The sequence below is a fragment of the Xanthomonas sp. NCPPB 4037 genome, assembly GCF_041475695.2.
GTDB lineage: Bacteria > Pseudomonadota > Gammaproteobacteria > Xanthomonadales > Xanthomonadaceae > Xanthomonas > Xanthomonas campestris.
In genome coordinates this window covers 457,298-474,130 of sequence record NZ_CM191261.1, presented here as the reverse complement: position 1 = coordinate 474,130, position 16,833 = coordinate 457,298, and the positions used below count along the sequence as shown (strand labels likewise).

Sequence of the window (16,833 nt, the reverse complement as noted above, 5' to 3'; positions counted from 1 at the left end):
ATCAGCGAATGCAAGAGGCCTGCGCTCGCGGGCCATGGTGCCCGGCAGACCGGGCGGGTGCTCTTCCCCATGCGTCTTGAGCTGCGGAATCAGCGCGAGTGCGCCGGGAAAGCCGCGCGCAACCACGTCAGTTCGTCGCCGCGGCGGGGTGGCTATTCCTCACCGCCGAGCAACGCACGCGCAGCCTCGCGCGCGGAGACTGCGGAGCAGAACGCGGCTTGGCCAGGACGCCAGCGCGCTGGCCGCGGCCGATGCGGCCAGCGCAGTGGCTCGGCGGCTGCCGTGCTCAGAATGCGAGCGGGTGATCCGGCAGCAGCGCCTGCAGTTCGCTGCGGAACAGCGCGCGGATGCGTTCCAGCGCCACAGCGGTGTCGGCTTCGAAGCGCAACACAAGAATCGGGGTGGTGTTGGACGCACGCACCAGGCCCCAGCCGTCGCCGAAATCCGCGCGCAGCCCGTCGATGGTGGACAACCGCGCGGCCTCGAACGGCGACTCCTCGCCGGCCTGCGCACGCTCCACGAACCGGGCCACCAGCGCGTGCGCATCGCCGTCCACCGGCACCTTGATCTCCGGCGTGGACACGCTTTCGGGCAGCTCGCCGAGCACGTCGGACGGGGTCTCTTCGCGCTGGGCCAGGATTTCCAGCAGGCGCGCAGCGGCATAGATGCCATCGTCGAAGCCGTACCAGCGCTCCTTGAAGAAGAAGTGCCCGCTCATTTCCCCGGCCAGCTCGGCATCGGTTTCGCGCATCTTCGCCTTGATCAGCGAATGCCCGGTCTTCCACATCAACGGGCTGCCGCCATTGCGCAACACGTAGTCGGACAGCTTGCCGGTGCACTTCACGTCGTAGATCACCAGCGCGCCGGGGTTGCGTTGCAGCACATCGGCGGCGAACAGCATCAGCAGGCGGTCGGGGAAGACGATGGCGCCTTCCTTGGTGACCACGCCCAAGCGGTCGGCATCGCCATCGAAGGCCACGCCGATATCCGCATCGAAGCGCTGCACCATCTGCACCAGATCGCCGAGATTGTGCGGCTCGCTCGGGTCTGGATGATGATTGGGAAAGGTGCCGTCGATATCGCAATACAGCGGCACCACTTCCGCACCGATGGCCTCCAACAAGCGCGGCGCGATCTCGCCGGCCGCGCCATTGCCGGCGTCCACCACCACTTTGATCGGACGATCCAGCTGCACGTCGTCGGCAATGCGCTGAATGTAGGCATCGCTGATGTCGCGCTGCTCCAGTTCGCCGGGGCTGGCTGCGGTATGCAGGCGGCCTTCGTTGATGCGCTGGTGCAGCTCAGTGATCGCCGCACCGGAGAGCGTCTCGCCCCCGATCACGATCTTGAAACCGTTGTAGTCGGGCGGATTGTGGCTGCCGGTCACCGCCACGCAGCTGCCGGCGCGCAATTCGTAGGCGCCGAAGTACACCACCGGCGTCGGCGCCAGGCCGATGTCGGTGACGTTGCAACCGGCGCGGCGCAGGCCTTCGATCAGGCCGTTGGTCAGTTCCGGGCCAGACAAACGGCCATCGCGGCCGACCACGATGTCGCGCAGGCCTTGCGCCTGCATCACGCTGCCGATGGCCTGGCCGATCAGCGCGGCGATGCCGGGGTTGAGATCCTTGCCCACCACGCCGCGGATGTCGTACGCGCGGAACATTTCTGCGGCGACCTGCACAGCCGGGACCAGCACTGCGGACGCCGGCGTGGCATCGTCCAGCGCGCGAGGCTCGCCGGCCACGCTGGCGTCCTGCTGCAGGCTCTGGCGGAAGGTCGGCTCGTCTGCGGCCGCATCACCGGCCACCCGGCGGCGCGGCAAGGCCACCTGGCCCCGGCTGGCCAGCACCAACAGCACCGCGATCACCAGCAGCAATGCCGCCACGATCGCGCAGCCGAGCGCGCCCAGCCCCAGCGGGCCGCTGTCGCTTTGCCGCACCGCCGCAGCGATGCGCAGGCCGCTGTCGCCCAACGGGCGGGCCAGGGTTTCGGCGGCGTCCGCCAGCGCGGTATTGCCCTGCTCCACCACGTTGAAGCTGCCCTGGCGCAATGCCAGATAGGCCTGCCCGGGCACGGCAATGGCATCGAGCGGGCCAGTCAGGCGCAGTAACGGCAGCCGTGCGTAGGCCACCGCTGGCTGGCCGCCCAGGGCGACCGCGGCGGCCACGCCCAGCCGCACCTGCTTGGCGTCGCGCACCACGCGCACCTGGGCCCGTTCGCCGACCAGTGCCGACTCGAGCAGGCTCAACCTGGCGTAACCAAAGTCCTTGGGGTTGTCGTACGCCGCGCTGAGGTCGCCTCGCAGCACCTGCACATCCTCGGCGCCCTTGAAGCGCTCGCGGATCGCCGAGGCGGCGGCGAGTGCATCGCCGCCGGCCAACGCGGCCACCACCTGAGGTTGCTTGAGCACGGCGTCCAGCTGGCCGGCCTGCGAGGCCATGGCCTGACGCACGTCCTGCACGGCGCGGTCGCGCGCCTGCTCAAGCGTCTGCGCGATCGCGTCCTCGCGCCACTGTGCGTAGCTGCTCCAGCCGAACCAGGCGGCCAACAGCAGCAGCATGCCGCCCAACACCGGTCCACTCGTCCGCACGCCCGACATCCCCTGCCTGCGCTCGTTCGCCTTGCTCATCGTCAAGCTCCCCTGTCAGCGCACGCCGGTGTGGCCGAATCCACCCGCTCCCCGCGCGCTGTCCACGAAAGTATCCACCACTTGCAAGCTCACGCGCACGATCGGCAGGATCACCAACTGCGCGATGCGATCGCCCGGCTCGATGGTGAAGGCCTCGCGGCCACGGTTCCAGGTGCTGATCAACAGCGGCCCCTGGTAATCGGCATCGATCAGACCGGTGCCATTACCCAGCACGATGCCGTGCCGGTGGCCCAGGCCAGAGCGCGGCAGGATCACCGCGCAGACCTGCGGGTCGTCCAGATGGATGGCGATGCCGCTGGGAATCAGCGCCGCATCGCCGGGCTCCAGCGTCATTGGCGCCTCTAGTGCCGCGCGCAGGTCCATGCCTGCGCTGGCCTCGGTGGCATAGGCCGGCAGCGGCCACAGGTCGCCGAAACGCGGGTCGAGCAACTTCACCTGCAAGGACTGGGTCATGCCTGCAATCTCTCCGCGATCAGGGCCAGCAGTTGCTCGGCCAGGTCCGTCTTGCTGCTGCTGGGGAACGCACGCTCGCCGCCCTGCCAATAGGCGGTGGCGGCATTGTTGTCGCTTTCAAAACCACCGCCGGCGATCCCCACCTGATTGGCGATGATCAGGTCCAGCCGTTTGGCCGCCAGCTTGCCACGGGCGTAATGCTCCACGTCGTGCGTTTCGGCAGCAAAACCGACCACCAGTTTCAGCGCACCGGTCTGCGCGGCGACCTCGGACAGGATGTCCGGCGTGCGCACCAGTTCCAGCGTGAGCGTCTCGCCGGTCTTCTTGATTTTCTGCGACACCACCCGCTTGGGCGTGTAGTCGGCCACCGCGGCCGCGCCAATGTAGATATCGGCCGGGAACGCGCCCAGTACCGCATCGCGCATCTGCGCGGCCGAGCGCACATCCAGGCGCTGCACGCCCTCGGGCGTGGTCTGGTGCACCGGCCCGCTGACCAGCACCACATCGGCGCCCTGGCGTGCGGCCGCCGCTGCCAGCGCGTAGCCCATCTTGCCGCTGCTGCGGTTGCCGACGTAGCGCACCGGGTCCAGGTCCTCGAAGGTAGGGCCGGCGCTGATCACGATGCGCAGGCCTTCAAGCTGGGCACTGCTGGGAACGAACACCGGCGGCGACGCGGCAGCAGCGTTTTGACGCAGACCGTCACCGGCCAGCACCGCGATGATCGCGGCCGGCTCGGCCAAGCGGCCGGGACCGGATTCGCCCTCGGCCAACGGGCCGTCATCCGGGCCGACCACCGCCACGCCGCGCGCGCGCAAGGTGGCGATATTGGCCTGGGTGGCCGGGTGCAGCCACATGCGGTGATTCATCGCCGGCGCCACGGTCAGTGGCGCGGTGGTGGCCAGGCACAGGGTGGTGACCAGGTCGTCGGCCAGGCCGTGCGCCAGGCGCGCCAGCAGATCGGCGGTGGCCGGCGCGACGATCACGCGATCGGCCCAACGTGCCAGTTCGATATGGCCCATGGCCTGCTCGGCAGCGCTGTCCCACAAGGTGGTGCGAGTGGGCTGCCCGGACAGCGCCTGGAAGCTGAGCGGGGTGACGAATTGCTGCGCGCCGCTGGTCATGGCGACCTGCACCTGCGCACCGGCGTCGCGCAGGCGACGGACCAGTTCGAGCGATTTGTAGGCGGCAATGCCTCCGCCGACGCACAGCAGCAAGCGCTGTCCGTCCAGGGGGCGGGCCTGAGTGGAGCCGGTCACGTCGGAGTCGTCCTACCGTTACAAGGACAACTAGATTAGCCGATGCCCCCGTTCGGCCTGATAGGCGTCGGCGATGAGCACCGGCAATCTGGCCATATGCACATCAACGACTGGCCCACCGACGAACGCCCGCGCGAGAAACTTCTGGCCCGCGGCGCCGCTGTTCTCTCCGATGCCGAGCTGCTGGCGATCTTTGTCGGCTCGGGGTTGCGCGGCCAGGACGCGGTGCGCACCGCGCGCGACCTGCTGCACCGGCACGGCCCGCTGCGCTGCCTGCTGGATCGCCCGGCCAAGGCGCTGGCCCGCCTGCCCGGCCTGGGGCCGGCGTCGGCCTGCAAGCTGAGCGCTGCGCTGGAGCTGGCCAACCGGCACCTGCTCAGCGACCTGGAGCGCGGCGAGGCCCTGAACGATCCCAGCAGCGTGGGGCGCTACTTCTCGCAGCGGCTGCGGGCGCGCAACTACGAAGTGTTCGCGGCACTGTTCCTGGACAGCCGCCACCGCGCGATCGCCTTCGAGGAGTTGTTCACCGGCACCATCGACGCGGCCGAGATCCATCCGCGCGAAGTGGTGCGGCGAGCGCTACTGCACAACGCGGCGGCGGTGGTGGTGGGCCACAACCATCCCTCCGGCAATCCGGAGCCGTCCGAGGCCGACCGCGCGGTCACCCAGCGCCTGCTGCAGGCCCTGGGGCTGGTGGATATCCGGCTGCTCGACCACTTCGTGATCGGGGATGGCCGGCCGGTCTCGCTGGCCGAGCGCGGCTGGGTGCCGTGAGCGTGCGCGCCGGGACCTGAATCGTCACTCGGACCCGCGGCCGCCCGGTCGGGTAAAATCGCTGGTTTCGTTCCAAGCAGATCCCACGTGAAAGCCCAACTCCGCGCACTGATCGGCCAAGGCATCGAAGCCTTGCGCGCCAATGGCACCCTGCCCGCCGACACCCTGCCGCCGGATTTTGTGGTCGAGCGGCCCAAGACCCGCGAGCACGGCGATTTCGCCACCAATGCGGCGATGCTGCTGGCCAAGGCTGCGCGCAGCAACCCGCGTGCGCTGGCCCAGGCGCTGCTGGCCGCATTGCCGGCCAGTGACGATGTAGCGCGCGTGGAGATTGCCGGCCCGGGCTTCATCAATTTCCATCTCACCCCGGCCGCCTACCAGCGCGAAGTGATTCATGTGATCAAGCAGGGGCACGACTACGGCCGCGGGCTGGCCGGCAACGGCCGCTCGGTGGGTGTGGAATATGTCTCGGCCAACCCGACCGGCCCGCTGCATGTCGGCCACGGCCGCGCGGCGGCGATCGGCGACAGCCTGGCACGCGTGCTCGATGCCAATGGCTGGAACGTCAAGCGTGAGTTCTATTACAACGATGCCGGCGTGCAGATCGAGAACCTGGCGTTGTCGGTGCAGGCGCGCGCGCAGGGCCTCACCCCGGACAGCCCCGGCTGGCCGGAAAACGGCTACCGCGGTGATTACATCGCCGATGTCGCAAAGGCCTATCTGGCGGGCGACACCGTCGACCTGGAAGGCCACCTGGTCACCGGCACCAAGGACCCGGCCGATCTCGAATCGATCCGTCGCTTTGCGGTGGCCTACCTGCGCAACGAGCAGAACCACGACCTGGCCGCGTTCCGCGTCGATTTCGATATCTATTTCCTGGAAAGCTCGCTGTACAAGGACGGCAAGGTCGACGAAGCCGTGCAGAAGCTGATCGCCTCCGGCCACACCTATGAGGAAGGCGGCGCGCTGTGGTTGAAGTCCACCGACTTCGGCGACGACAAGGACCGGGTGATGCGCAAGTCCGACGGCACCTACACCTACTTCGTGCCGGACGTGGCCTATCACCTCACCAAGTGGCAGCGCGGCTATGAGCGCGCCATCACCGAGCTGGGCGCCGACCACCACGGCTCGCTGACGCGCGTGCGCGCCGGCCTGCAGGCGATGGAGCTCGGCATCCCGCAGGGCTGGCCGGAATACGTGCTGCACCAGATGGTCACGGTGATGCGCGGCGGCGAGGAAGTGAAGCTTTCCAAGCGCGCCGGCAGCTACGTCACCTTGCGCGACCTGATCGAAGAAACCAGCGCCGATGCGGTGCGTTGGTTCCTGATTGCGCGCAAGCCCGATTCGCAGCTCACCTTCGATATCGATCTGGCGCGTGCGCAGAGCAACGACAACCCGGTGTTCTATGTGCAGTACGCGCATGCCCGCGTCTGCAGCGTGCTGCGCCAGGCGCAGGAAAAGGGTCTGAAGTACGACCAGACCCACGGCATGGCCGAGCTTGCACGCCTGGACGACGAACATTCGCTGGCGCTGATGCTGGAGTTGTCGCGCTACGCCGAAGTGGTGGAATTGGCGGGCCAGACGCTGGAGCCGTACCAGATTGCGCAGTACCTGCGTGAATTGGCGCACGCCTTCCACACGTGGTATCACAACAGCAAGGTGCTGGTGGACGATGCCGCCGAGCGCGACGCCAAGCTCACCCTCGCGGTGGCCACCCAGCAAGTTCTCGCCAACGGCCTGGAACTGCTCGGCGTCAGCGCCCCAGAAAAGATGTAATCAGCGGCCGCATGGCCCGCAATGACGTGATTCGGAGAAGTGGTGAATGGCAGCACGACGCGGTAAGAGTCAGGCGCGACGCAATACCAGCAATGGCACACCGGGATGGGTCTGGTTGGTCGCCGGCGCAGCGATTGCGGCCGTGATCTTCCTGGCGGCCCCCAACCTGTTCAAGAAGGACGGCGACGGGTTCCTGCGCGTGGGTCCACGGCCCAATCCGGACGCGCAGCCCGCTCCGGTGGCCGACACCGATGTCGACACGCCGGCCGAGTTGCCCAAGCCCAGCGCGCCGCCGGCCAAGCCGGCGGTCAAGCCCGGCGATGCGCAGACACAGTACGACTTCTACACCCTGCTACCGGGCAAGGAAGTGCAGATGTCCGATGCCGAACTGGCCGCCAGCGCGCGTGCCGAAGAGGCTGCGCGTGCGCGCGCTGCGCTGGAAGGCAAGCCGGTGGCACCAGCGGCCAGCGTCGCGGCCGCCACACCCACGACCAGCGTGCCGGTGCCCTTGAACGAAACCGCTGCCAGCACGCCCAAGCCGTTGCCGGAAACCTCGCCCGCGCGGCCGGCCGCGACGCCGCCACCGGCCAGCACCGCTGCGGTCACCACGCCGGCAGCCGCAAGCGCCGCCAAACCGGCGGCCAGCGCGGCCACCGCACCGGCCGTGGCCGACACCACCCGTTACATCCTGCAGGCCGGCTCGTTCGGCGCCTCGGGCGATGCGGAGTCGACCAAGGCCAAGCTGGCGATGATGGGCCTGGCCGCACGCGTGGAGTCGGCCGACATCGCTGGCAAGACGGTCTACCGTGTGCGCATGGGGCCGTATGGCAGCGCCGGCGAATTGGCCGAGGCCAAGCAGAAGCTCACCGGCAGTGGGCTGCCGGCCATCGCCATCAAGGCGCAGTAAACACCGGTGATGCGCCGGGTCGCCGCGCTGCTGCTGTGGGGGCTGATCTGCACGGCGCAGGCCACCGAGCAGATTCCCGACCGCATCCAGATCGATGGCCGCGATGCAGCGCTGCTGGCCGAACCGTTATCTGCGGTGCTCGACGACCAGGCCACCTGGCAGCGTTTCGTCGCCCATGCGCACCAGGCGCTGGGCGGTTGCAGCGCCAACTGGCGTGGTTACCAGGCCTATTGGCGACTGGACGGCGTGCGCCTGCTGCTGGATCGCGTGGTCATCGGCGCCTGTGCCGAAACACCGCCGAACTTGCCGCTGCAGGTGCTGTTTCCGCAGCGCCAGGCGCCGCTGTTGGCAGACTGGGTCGACGGCGAACTGCTGATCGCCCTGCCTGATGAGCACGCACACGACGTAGCGGCGGCTCCTGCACAGGCCAGTTCGAAGTCGTTGCCGTATCTGCTGTTGCACGTCCAGCACGGCCAAATCACCGCACGCAAACCGCTCAGCGCGGCGATGTTGGAGGCGCGGCGCGCCGCCGCCGATGCGCAACGTGCCGCTCCCCATCCCTGACCCATATCCCCAGGAGTTCCCCCATGTCCAAGACCGTCCTGATCACCGGCGCCACCTCCGGATTCGGCAGTGCCGCCGTCCGCCGTTTTGCCGCAGCCGGCTGGAACGTCATCGCCACCGGCCGGCGTGCCGACCGCCTGCAGGCGCTGGCCGCTGAACTCCCCGCAGGCCAGGTGCACACCGCCGCCTTCGACATGCGCGATGCACAGGCCCTAGGCGCTGCCATCGACGCGCTGCCGGCGGACTTCGCCAACATCGACGTGCTGGTCAACAACGCCGGCCTGGCGCTGGGCACCGCACCGGCGCAGCAGGCCGACCTGACCCAGTGGCAGCAGATGATCGACACCAATGTCACCGCGCTGGTGACGCTCACCCATCGCCTGCTGCCGGCGCTGATCGCGCGCCGCGGCGCCATCATCAACATCGCCTCGGTCGCGGCGACCTACCCCTACACGGGCGGCAATGTGTACGGCGGCACCAAGGCGTTCGTGCAGCAATTTTCGCTGGGCCTGCGCTCGGATCTGCACGGCACCGGCGTGCGCGTGACCTCGATCGAACCGGGCATGGCCGAAACCGAATTCACCCTGGTGCGCACCGGCGGCAACCAGGCCGCCTCGGACACGCTGTACCGCGGTGCCACGCCGATGACGGCCGAGGACATCGCCGAGCAGATCTTCTACGTGGCCAGCCTGCCGCCGCACTTGAACATCAACCGGCTGGAGATCATGCCGGTGACGCAGTCGTTTGCAGGCTTCCAGGTGGCACGCGACGCGCAGTGAGGCGGTGATACGTGCGGGCAGGCGAGCGTTGTTTGCAGCCAAGCGCATTGCCGGTGATCACCCTGCCGCACTGCGCTGCGTGGGCAGAACGAACGCCGCGTTTGCGGGCGTGTTGGAGCCGTGCCGGTGCATGGCCGTGGCTGCACCTGCTCTCGTCCATGAACGCGACTGCTGAAGTCAGAAAGCCGCGCATTGCGCGGCTTTCTTCATTGGCGTCGATACGTCGAGAGATCGGTGGGTTGGTCGATCGGTAGCCGCTGCTTGTTGGCGCGATGTGGACAGACACAGCGCACGGCTGCGCGCCTGTTCGGCCAACAACGGTGTAGCGCATACCCAACGCAGGAGCGCCAACGCCGAGCGCGCTACGCCGGCTCGGCCACCACGGCCGAACTGCGCCGGCGAAGCACCCTGCCGCGCAGGCGCAGGAACGGCCGCTCCACTGCGTAGTGCAACAACGCCCCGGCCAGCAGTGCGCAGACGCCGTAGACGGCGAACGCGAGGATGCCGCGCCCGTCCAGCGCCTCCCCCAGCCAGGTCTGGGTGACATGGAACACCGCCTTGTGGGTCAAGTACAGGCTGTACGAAATGCCTGCCAGCCAGGCCGCGCCCGGTACACGCAGCCTGCCGAGCGCGCTGTTGGTGGCGGTACCGGCCAACACCAGGCATGCCAGGCCCAGCGACAACACCGGCCAGCCCACTGCATTGCCGAGCAGGCCGGTTCGGTCGCGGAACAGCCACAGCGCCAGCGCCATGACCGCCACGCCGGCCAGCGCGAAAGCATTGCCGCGCTGCTGCAGGCGCTGCCAGGTGTGCGGGCGGAACACCTTCACCACCGCCAGCACCACGCCAGCCAGCAGGCCGTCCAGACGGTTCCAGGTGGGGTAATAGATGTCTTCGATAAACCAGTTGCGTTGCAGCCCGGCGCCGGCCGCATCCAGCGCGCTGTCATGCAGCCACACCCCCGCACGCAGCGCGATGCCTGCCGCGACCACCACGACGCACAGCACACCAAAGCGCAACGCCGACGGACGCCGCAGCAGTACCGTGGCCAGCAGCGGAAACACCAGATAGAAATGCTCTTCCACGCACAACGACCACGCATGCGAAAACGCGGCGTCACGGCCGTAATCGACCAGCAGATTCAGCGTAAAGGTCACAAACATCCACCACGGCGCCAGGCCCGGCGACTCGCGGAATCCCGGCCAGGCCAGGTACACCGCCAGCACCACCAGGAAGGCCGGCAAGATGCGGAAAGCGCGGCGCAGGTAGAAGTCGGTGAAATCCAGACGCTGCCCACTGGCCAGCGGCATCAGCACCTGCGTGCCGATCAGAAACCCGCTCAGCACGAAGAACAGATCCACGCCCATCCAGCCGTAGCGCGACAGCCATGCCCATTCCGGCCCCAGACCACCGACCACGAACGCGTGGAACAGCATCACCCACACGATGGCGATACCACGCAACAGATCGAGAGCCGGATAGCGCATGCGGTAGAGGCGGTCGGGAGAACCCCGATTGTGCCCTAACCATCGCGGCATTACGGATGGGTGCGCGTGCATTGGCGCAGATGCCCGGGCACGCAGAGGAATGCACTATCGATGTCAGCAGCGCACGCGCATGTGGCAATGCGCCGCAAGCGCACGCATGTCTGGATCAGAGGAAGCCTGTGCACGCATGAAAGACACCCCAATGCGCACACCACGCTGCCAGCGTGCATCCGACTCTGGCGATCGCGCGCCAACTGGCGGCCCAGCATGACGGGCGAATGATGCAAAGCAACGCAGTGCCGATGTCAGCGGCGCACGTTTGCTTGGACACTGGTCGCGAGCGCATGCATGGAGCAGACGGCGGATACAGAAACGTACTCCGCCGCCGCATCACGCGGCCAAACATGAAGACACAGCCAGTGGCCCGATCTCTCAACCCTGGTGGTTCGCAGTGCTCTCACGTTAGATGGCCTTGCCTACGCATAGATCCAGCACGCAGCGCAGGCACTCTTCCCGCACCCAAAGAATAGGCCGCGTCACACGGCGGCCAGTTGATGTGTGCGCTATAGCCTTTCGCACAGCACCGGCGCTTCAGCGGCCAGACAAACGTGCCTGCTGCGGCAATGCATCGCGGCGCTGCTCACCTCAGCGCCGCCACATGCCAAACGCCATCGCGCCTCAGGCCATCGCCGGCTGCGTACTCCGCGCATCCACGCTGAAGGGTATGCCGGCCTCCAGTAACGCCCAGGCCTCCAGCTGGTCCACGGCCCGGCGGATGCCGTCTTCGTCGCGAATGCGTTGGCCCAGCGCAGCTGCGGCCGCACGCATGGCCGGCGTGCTGGCCTGGGCGATGGCATCGGCCAGGGTCTGCGGCAGCAACCCGTTACGTGACAACGCCGGCGGCGCCACACCGCGCTGGGCCAGGCAATGCGCCCAGAACGGTTGGTCGTAGCCGAACGGCAGCACCACCGACGGGATCCCCGCGGTCAGCGCCGCACCGGTGGTGCCGGCGCCGCCGTGATGCACGGCCACCGCCACGCGTGGGAACAACCAGTCGTGTGGCGCCTGCTCCAGATGGAAGAAGCGCGTGGCATCGTCATCGGCGTCTTCCCCGGCCGCCAACCCGCCCCAGCCGCTGGCCAGCAGCGCACGCTGGCCGGTCAGGCGCACCGCCGCCTTGACGGTGGCGGTGAGTTGCGCGGCATCGTTGCTGGTCATGCTGCCGAAGCCGATGTACAGCGGTGGCGGCCCGGCTTGCAGAAACGCCTGCAGCGCCGCCGCCGGCTGCCACTGCGGCTGCGGCAACTGCCAGAAGCCGCAGACCTGCGCGCTCTCCGGCCAGTCGGGCGGACGCGGACACAGATGCGCGCTGTAGCCGTATAGCACCCGTAACGCACTGCGATCGGGCCCGCTCCGCGGGTAGGCCGGCAACCCCAATGCCGGGCGCACCACCTCATTGAGCGCCGGGCGCATCAACTGCCAGCCGGCAAAGCGCACCACATGATGCAGCGCCACGCTCACCAGCCCGGGCAGGCGCACGGTGGGAATTACCATCAACGGCAGATGGCGCGAGGCGGTCAGCGGCTGCAACTGCGCGAACACCACCGGCAGGCCATACCGCTGGCCCAGGCTATGGGCCAGGAAACTGGCGCTGCCCACGCCAAGAATCAGGCCGGCATCGGCGCAGGCGGCGCGGCCCTGGTCGGCCCAATCGCGCGCCCACTCCATCAGCTGCGCACGCAATTTGCCCCAGATGCCACGCCAGCCGCCACGCATCTCGGCGATGTCCGGATGCCCCTGCAACAGCTTCTGGTGATCGCCGCTCAGCGGGTAGAACTCCAGCCCGTTGGCAAGAATCAACGCGGCAAAGTTGGCGCTGGTCAGCACCCGTACCCGATAGCCACGCTGCTGCAGGCCACGGCCCAGCGCGATGATCGGGCGAACATCGCCATGCGTGCCCAGCGTGGCGATCACCACCGGGCGCTGGGATGACGCTGTGGAGGACTCAGGCATATTCGGCCACCCCGTCGCTGGCGGTGGTGATGCAGCCGTCGGTGCGCGCGGTTTTCGCGGTCGCCGCATGCAGCAGCGTGCTGAGCGTGGCCGAGTGCGCAGGCGACAGCATCGAGTGATGGTCGCTATCCAGGGTGTGCAGCTGCAGGGTGCGCACATACGGGCGCCATGCCTGCGGCCGGTAGTCCACCCAGAGCGCATCGTCGCCACCGGAGGTCATGCGCACGCTGGCTTCGACGAACAGCACATCCTGCGCCAATGCACGCGGCTGGTAGCGCCGTGCCAGGTGCAGGTGATGCTGGGTCACCGCGCCCAGATCATCCAGCAGCGTGGGGCGTTGATCGAGCAGCTGGCGCACCGCCGGCACCGACATCAGCCCGTAGTGATCGCACAACAGGCTGGCGAGTTCGGCCACCGTGGTCGGCATGGGTTGTCCGGGCGCCAGATTCAGATTGAGCGCATGCACCGAGGCACGCACGCCTTCGGATTCCGGCAGCGCGGCAGCCTGCTGGCGATGCGGGTAACTGTCGAGCATGGCCAGCACCTCGACTTCCTCGCCAAGCGCATGCAGTTCGGCAGTGATGGCGTGGGCGATCAGCCCACCCAGCGACCAGCCCATCAGGCGATAGGGGCCGTGCGGCTGCACTGCGCGTAGCCGCGCCAGATAATCGCGCGCAATCGCCTCGATGCTGTCCGGGCGGTGCAGCGGGTCGCTCAGGCCAGGCGACTGCAGCGCATACACCGGCCACTGCGGGTCGAGCTGCCCCAGCAAGGTCAGATACGACCAGCCAAGCCCCACCACCGGGTGGATGCAGAACAACGGCGTAACGCCTGCGGTGCCGGCACGCAGCGGCAGCAGCACGCCCAGTGGATCGTTCGGCGTGTGCGTGCTGCGCCGGACCACCTCGGCCAGCCCGGCAATGGTCGGCGCATGGAACAGCGTCCCCAGCGGCAGTTCCACCCCAAACAGCTGCGGAAAGCGTGCCGCCATTTCTGCAGCGCGCAGCGAGTCGCCGCCAAGTTCGAAGAAGTTGTCGTCCACGCCCACCACGGCAATGCCCAGCACGTCCTGCAGCATCGCTGCCAGCTGCTGTTCGAGTGCATCGCGCGGGGCCAGATGCGCACGCTGCAGTATGGCGCCCGGCGCCGGTAACGCGCGGCGATCGAGTTTGCCATTGGCCGTGAGTGGCAGCGCCTGCAACGGCATCCACAGCGTGGGAATCATCGATGCCGGCAGGCGCTGCTGCAGATGCGCGCGCAGCAGCTCGGTGGACGGCGCGGTGCCGTGCTTGCCAACCACGTAGGCGAGCAGTTGCAACGCGTTGGCACCATCGTGATGCCCCACCACCACCGCCTGCGCCACCTGCGTATGCAGCAGCAGTGCGTTTTCGATTTCCGCCGGCTCCACGCGGTGGCCACGGATCTTCAATTGCCCGTCCGCACGGCCGATGAATTCCAGCAGGCCGTCGCGGCGCTGACGCACGCGATCGCCAGTGCGGTACATGGTGCTGCCGTCATCGGCAAACGGGTCGTGCACAAACCGTTCGCTGGTGAGCTGCCGCTTGCCGCGATAGCCCTTGGCCACGCCCGCGCCCCCGATGTACAGCTCGCCGACCGCGCCGGTCGGTAACGGCTGCCGCTGCGCATCGAGCACGTACACGCGTGTATTGAGCAACGGCCGGCCGATGGGCGGCGCCGCCGCGTCGCTCAGCTGCAGCGGCATGATGGTCGACCAGATGGTGGTTTCGGTGGGCCCGTACAACTGGGTCAGCCGCCCTACCCGGCTCAACAGCTGCGCGGCCAGTTCGGGCACCAGGGCCTCGCCGCCGACCAGCGCATGCACGCGGTCCAGCGCAAGCTCCTGGTTGGCCAGCAGGATGCGCCACAACGACGGCGTGGCCTGCACCACGCTGATCTGTTCGTTGACGATCAGGCGCGAGAGGCTGCGTGGATCGTGCGTAATCCCCGCAGGTGCAATGACCACGCGCGCGCCGGTCAGCAGCGGCAAATACAGTTCCAGCCCGGCGATATCGAAGGTGATGGTGGTGACCGCCAGCACGCGATCGCGCGGGCGCAACGCCAGTTCCTGCTCCATCGCATGCAGGAAATTGGCCAGGTTGCGATGGCTGACTTCTACACCCTTGGGCACACCGGTCGAGCCGGAGGTGTACAGCACATACGCGGTGCCATCCGGCTGCGCCAGCGGGGCGATCGCGGCGGGCAAGACGGCCGGGCGCGGGTCCAGCCAGACCATGCCGCCGAGCAGATAGCGCTCGCACAGTGCAGGCTCGCAGACCAGCGCGATGGCACCGGAATCGTTGAGCATCTGGCGGTTACGCGCGGCCGGGCTTTCCGGGTCCAGCGGCAGATACGCCGCCCCGCTCCACATCACCGCCAGCAATGCCACCAGCAACTGCTCGCTGCGCGGCAACGCGATGGCGACCACATCGCCCGGGCGCACACCATCGTCCACCCATTGCGCGGCGATGCGCGCGGCCAGCTCGCACAGCGTGGCGTAATCCAGCGTGCGGTTGTCGTACTGCACCACCACCGCTGCCGGCATCAGTTCGGCACGCTGCAGCATGCCGTGCAGCAAGGTGCTCGGCTCCGGCAATGGCGCGGCAGTGGCGTTCCAGGTGTGCAGCAGACGCTGGCGCTCGGCATCGCCCAGCACATCGACCTGACCAAGCGCGCACTCCGGATCGGCGAGCACGGCATCGGCCAGATGGGTCAGGCGGCGGCAATGTTCGGCCAGCTCCTCGCTGTCATACAACGCCGGGTTGGCATCCAGATCAAAGCGTAACGCTGCACCGTCGCCACGCTCGTAGCAGAAGATGGTCAGATCATCGGCCGGGCCATTGCACAGGTTATGCGGCACCGCGTAGGCCTCGCCAAAGCGCAGTGCATAGTCGAAGGCTTCGATATTCACGGCCAGGCGTGCGAACTTCTGCTCGATGCCGAACAGGCCCAAATCGCGGCGCACATCCTCGAAGCGATATTGCTGGTGCCGCAGTGCACTCCTGACCACGGAGGCCACCTGCGCGAACAGTGCATGCACCGGCTGCTGCGGATCCATCTTCAGACGCAGCGAAATGACATTGGCCACCAACCCGGCGGCCTGCCGGTAGCGTGCATTGATCCGGCCAGTCACCGGCATGGCCAGCACCAGGTCTTCTGCGCCGGTGCAGCGGTAGTAATACGTGGCAATCAGCGCAATCAGCATCTGCGGCAGGCTGGCACCGTAGTGCTTGCCCAGCGCACGCAACTGCACCACCTGCTGCGGGGAGAATTCCCCGGTGCCACGCAACAACCCGGTGGACAGGTGGTTGCCCGGGCGCGCCAGGGTCGCCGGCGGTGGCAGGTCGGCCAGCTGCTCCATCCAGTAATTGCGATCACGCTGAAAGCGATCAGAGTCGCGGTACTGCTGCTCCAGCTCGATCAACGACAGCGCGCTGCCGTACTCGGCAGGTGCCGGCTCGCACCCGGTGGCGTAGGCGGTATACAACACCGCCATGCGCTGCATCATGATCGAAGCGCAATAGCCGTCCATCACCAGATGGCTCACGCATTGCACCCACATGTGATGGTCTTCACCCAGACGGAAGACTGCACATCGCCACAACGGCCCGTTCTGCAGATCCTCCGGCTTGCGGATTTCCTCTTCCACCCAATGCTCGGCCGCATTCCGTGGCGCAGGATCGTCGCTGAAGTTGAAATAATGGATCGGCGCGGTGTACTCGGGCATCACCACCTGACTGGGCACGCCGTCGTGCTCGACGATGCATAGCCGCAGCGTAAGGTGTTGTCAGTATGCAACTTACTGGCCACCCACAGCCCGCGTTGCGCTCTGGTCAGGGGATACACCGGGGAAGAGTCAGCGTGCATTGACGTGCATTCCTTGTTGTTGGCGCGCAGTGATCCAGCGCATCCTCACCGCAATGCGGTATCAGGACGCGGGCAAGACCGAGCCGCCTTTTAAGAATCGTGGGGTAAGCAACACCACCGATCACCAGCATCTGCCGGCAATACGCGATGGAAACGCACAATAGAGACGCACACTGACGCGACGCACAGTCGCTCGCATGACAGCTGACTGATAAAGCCCCTTGCGTCGCTGCAAGTTAATAAACACTAACAATCTGCGCGCACAATGAACCGTGCAAAAATCACGATT

10 protein-coding genes and 1 pseudogene are annotated in these 16,833 nt (G+C 67.5%); 5 read left to right on the top strand and 6 right to left on the bottom strand.

Translation table 11 applies throughout. The features are described 5' to 3' along the window. Positions 1-286: 286 nt before the first annotated feature. Genes ACCQ01_RS02025 through coaBC form a run of 3 tightly spaced genes read right to left on the bottom strand, consistent with a single transcriptional unit; the run spans position 287 to position 4,359 of the window. Complete coding sequence (locus ACCQ01_RS02025; RefSeq protein ID WP_228433127.1) at positions 287-2,629, bottom strand: phosphomannomutase/phosphoglucomutase; 2,343 nt, start codon at positions 2,627-2,629, stop codon at positions 287-289. A gap of 15 nt (positions 2,630-2,644) precedes the next feature. Then, positions 2,645-3,112, bottom strand: a complete 468-nt coding sequence (dut, locus tag ACCQ01_RS02020) for a dUTP diphosphatase (RefSeq protein WP_029217103.1) — start codon at positions 3,110-3,112, stop codon at positions 2,645-2,647. Next, complete coding sequence (gene coaBC / locus ACCQ01_RS02015) at positions 3,100-4,359, bottom strand: bifunctional phosphopantothenoylcysteine decarboxylase/phosphopantothenate--cysteine ligase CoaBC (RefSeq protein ID WP_228433128.1); 1,260 nt, start codon at positions 4,357-4,359, stop codon at positions 3,100-3,102. The genes dut and coaBC overlap by 13 nt, the downstream gene beginning before the upstream one ends. Positions 4,360-4,455: 96 nt before the next feature. Here coaBC and radC point away from each other — a divergent pair, with 96 nt between their 5' ends. The 5 genes from radC to ACCQ01_RS01990 all read left to right on the top strand — a co-directional run bounded on the left by radC (position 4,456) and on the right by ACCQ01_RS01990 (position 9,159). Continuing rightward, complete coding sequence (gene radC, locus ACCQ01_RS02010; RefSeq protein ID WP_228433129.1) at positions 4,456-5,133, top strand: RadC family protein; 678 nt, start codon at positions 4,456-4,458, stop codon at positions 5,131-5,133. Between the two features lie 87 nt (positions 5,134-5,220). Next, entirely contained in the window at positions 5,221-6,909 is a 1,689-nt protein-coding gene (gene argS / locus ACCQ01_RS02005; RefSeq protein ID WP_014506293.1) for an arginine--tRNA ligase, read from the top strand. 46 nt (positions 6,910-6,955) lie between these two features. Beyond that, complete coding sequence (locus ACCQ01_RS02000) at positions 6,956-7,816, top strand: SPOR domain-containing protein (RefSeq protein ID WP_076057114.1); 861 nt, start codon at positions 6,956-6,958, stop codon at positions 7,814-7,816. Positions 7,817-7,822: 6 nt separating this feature from the next. Beyond that, positions 7,823-8,380 (top strand): hypothetical protein, encoded by a 558-nt coding sequence (locus ACCQ01_RS01995; protein ID WP_228433130.1) that lies wholly within the window; start codon positions 7,823-7,825, stop codon positions 8,378-8,380. Positions 8,381-8,403: 23 nt separating this feature from the next. Continuing rightward, a complete protein-coding gene (locus tag ACCQ01_RS01990; protein WP_012439460.1) occupies positions 8,404-9,159 on the top strand; it encodes an SDR family NAD(P)-dependent oxidoreductase in 756 nt (251 codons plus the stop codon). A gap of 362 nt (positions 9,160-9,521) precedes the next feature. Here ACCQ01_RS01990 and ACCQ01_RS01985 read toward each other — a convergent pair whose 3' ends face one another. The 3 genes and pseudogenes from ACCQ01_RS01985 to ACCQ01_RS01975 all read right to left on the bottom strand — a co-directional run bounded on the left by ACCQ01_RS01985 (position 9,522) and on the right by ACCQ01_RS01975 (position 16,544). Continuing rightward, positions 9,522-10,646 (bottom strand): acyltransferase family protein, encoded by a 1,125-nt coding sequence (locus ACCQ01_RS01985; RefSeq protein ID WP_228433131.1) that lies wholly within the window; start codon positions 10,644-10,646, stop codon positions 9,522-9,524. Positions 10,647-11,324: 678 nt separating this feature from the next. Next, positions 11,325-12,659 (bottom strand): glycosyltransferase, encoded by a 1,335-nt coding sequence (locus ACCQ01_RS01980; RefSeq protein ID WP_228433132.1) that lies wholly within the window; start codon positions 12,657-12,659, stop codon positions 11,325-11,327. Then, a pseudogene (locus tag ACCQ01_RS01975) lies at positions 12,652-16,544 on the bottom strand (amino acid adenylation domain-containing protein). Before ACCQ01_RS01975 ends, ACCQ01_RS01980 begins: the two are co-directional and overlap by 8 nt. Positions 16,545-16,833 lie beyond the last annotated feature (289 nt).

Excerpts from the sequence above, each read along its gene's own strand:
- ACCQ01_RS02025 (WP_228433127.1), bottom strand. The coding sequence starts at position 2,629 with ATGAGCAAGGCGAACGAGCGCAGGCAGGGGATGTCGGGCGTGCGGACG.
- radC (WP_228433129.1), top strand. The coding sequence starts at position 4,456 with ATGCACATCAACGACTGGCCCACCGACGAACGCCCGCGCGAGAAACTT.
- ACCQ01_RS02000 (WP_076057114.1), top strand. The coding sequence starts at position 6,956 with ATGGCAGCACGACGCGGTAAGAGTCAGGCGCGACGCAATACCAGCAAT.
- ACCQ01_RS01990 (WP_012439460.1), top strand. The coding sequence starts at position 8,404 with ATGTCCAAGACCGTCCTGATCACCGGCGCCACCTCCGGATTCGGCAGT.
- ACCQ01_RS01985 (WP_228433131.1), bottom strand. The coding sequence starts at position 10,646 with ATGCGCTATCCGGCTCTCGATCTGTTGCGTGGTATCGCCATCGTGTGG.
- ACCQ01_RS01980 (WP_228433132.1), bottom strand. The coding sequence starts at position 12,659 with ATGCCTGAGTCCTCCACAGCGTCATCCCAGCGCCCGGTGGTGATCGCC.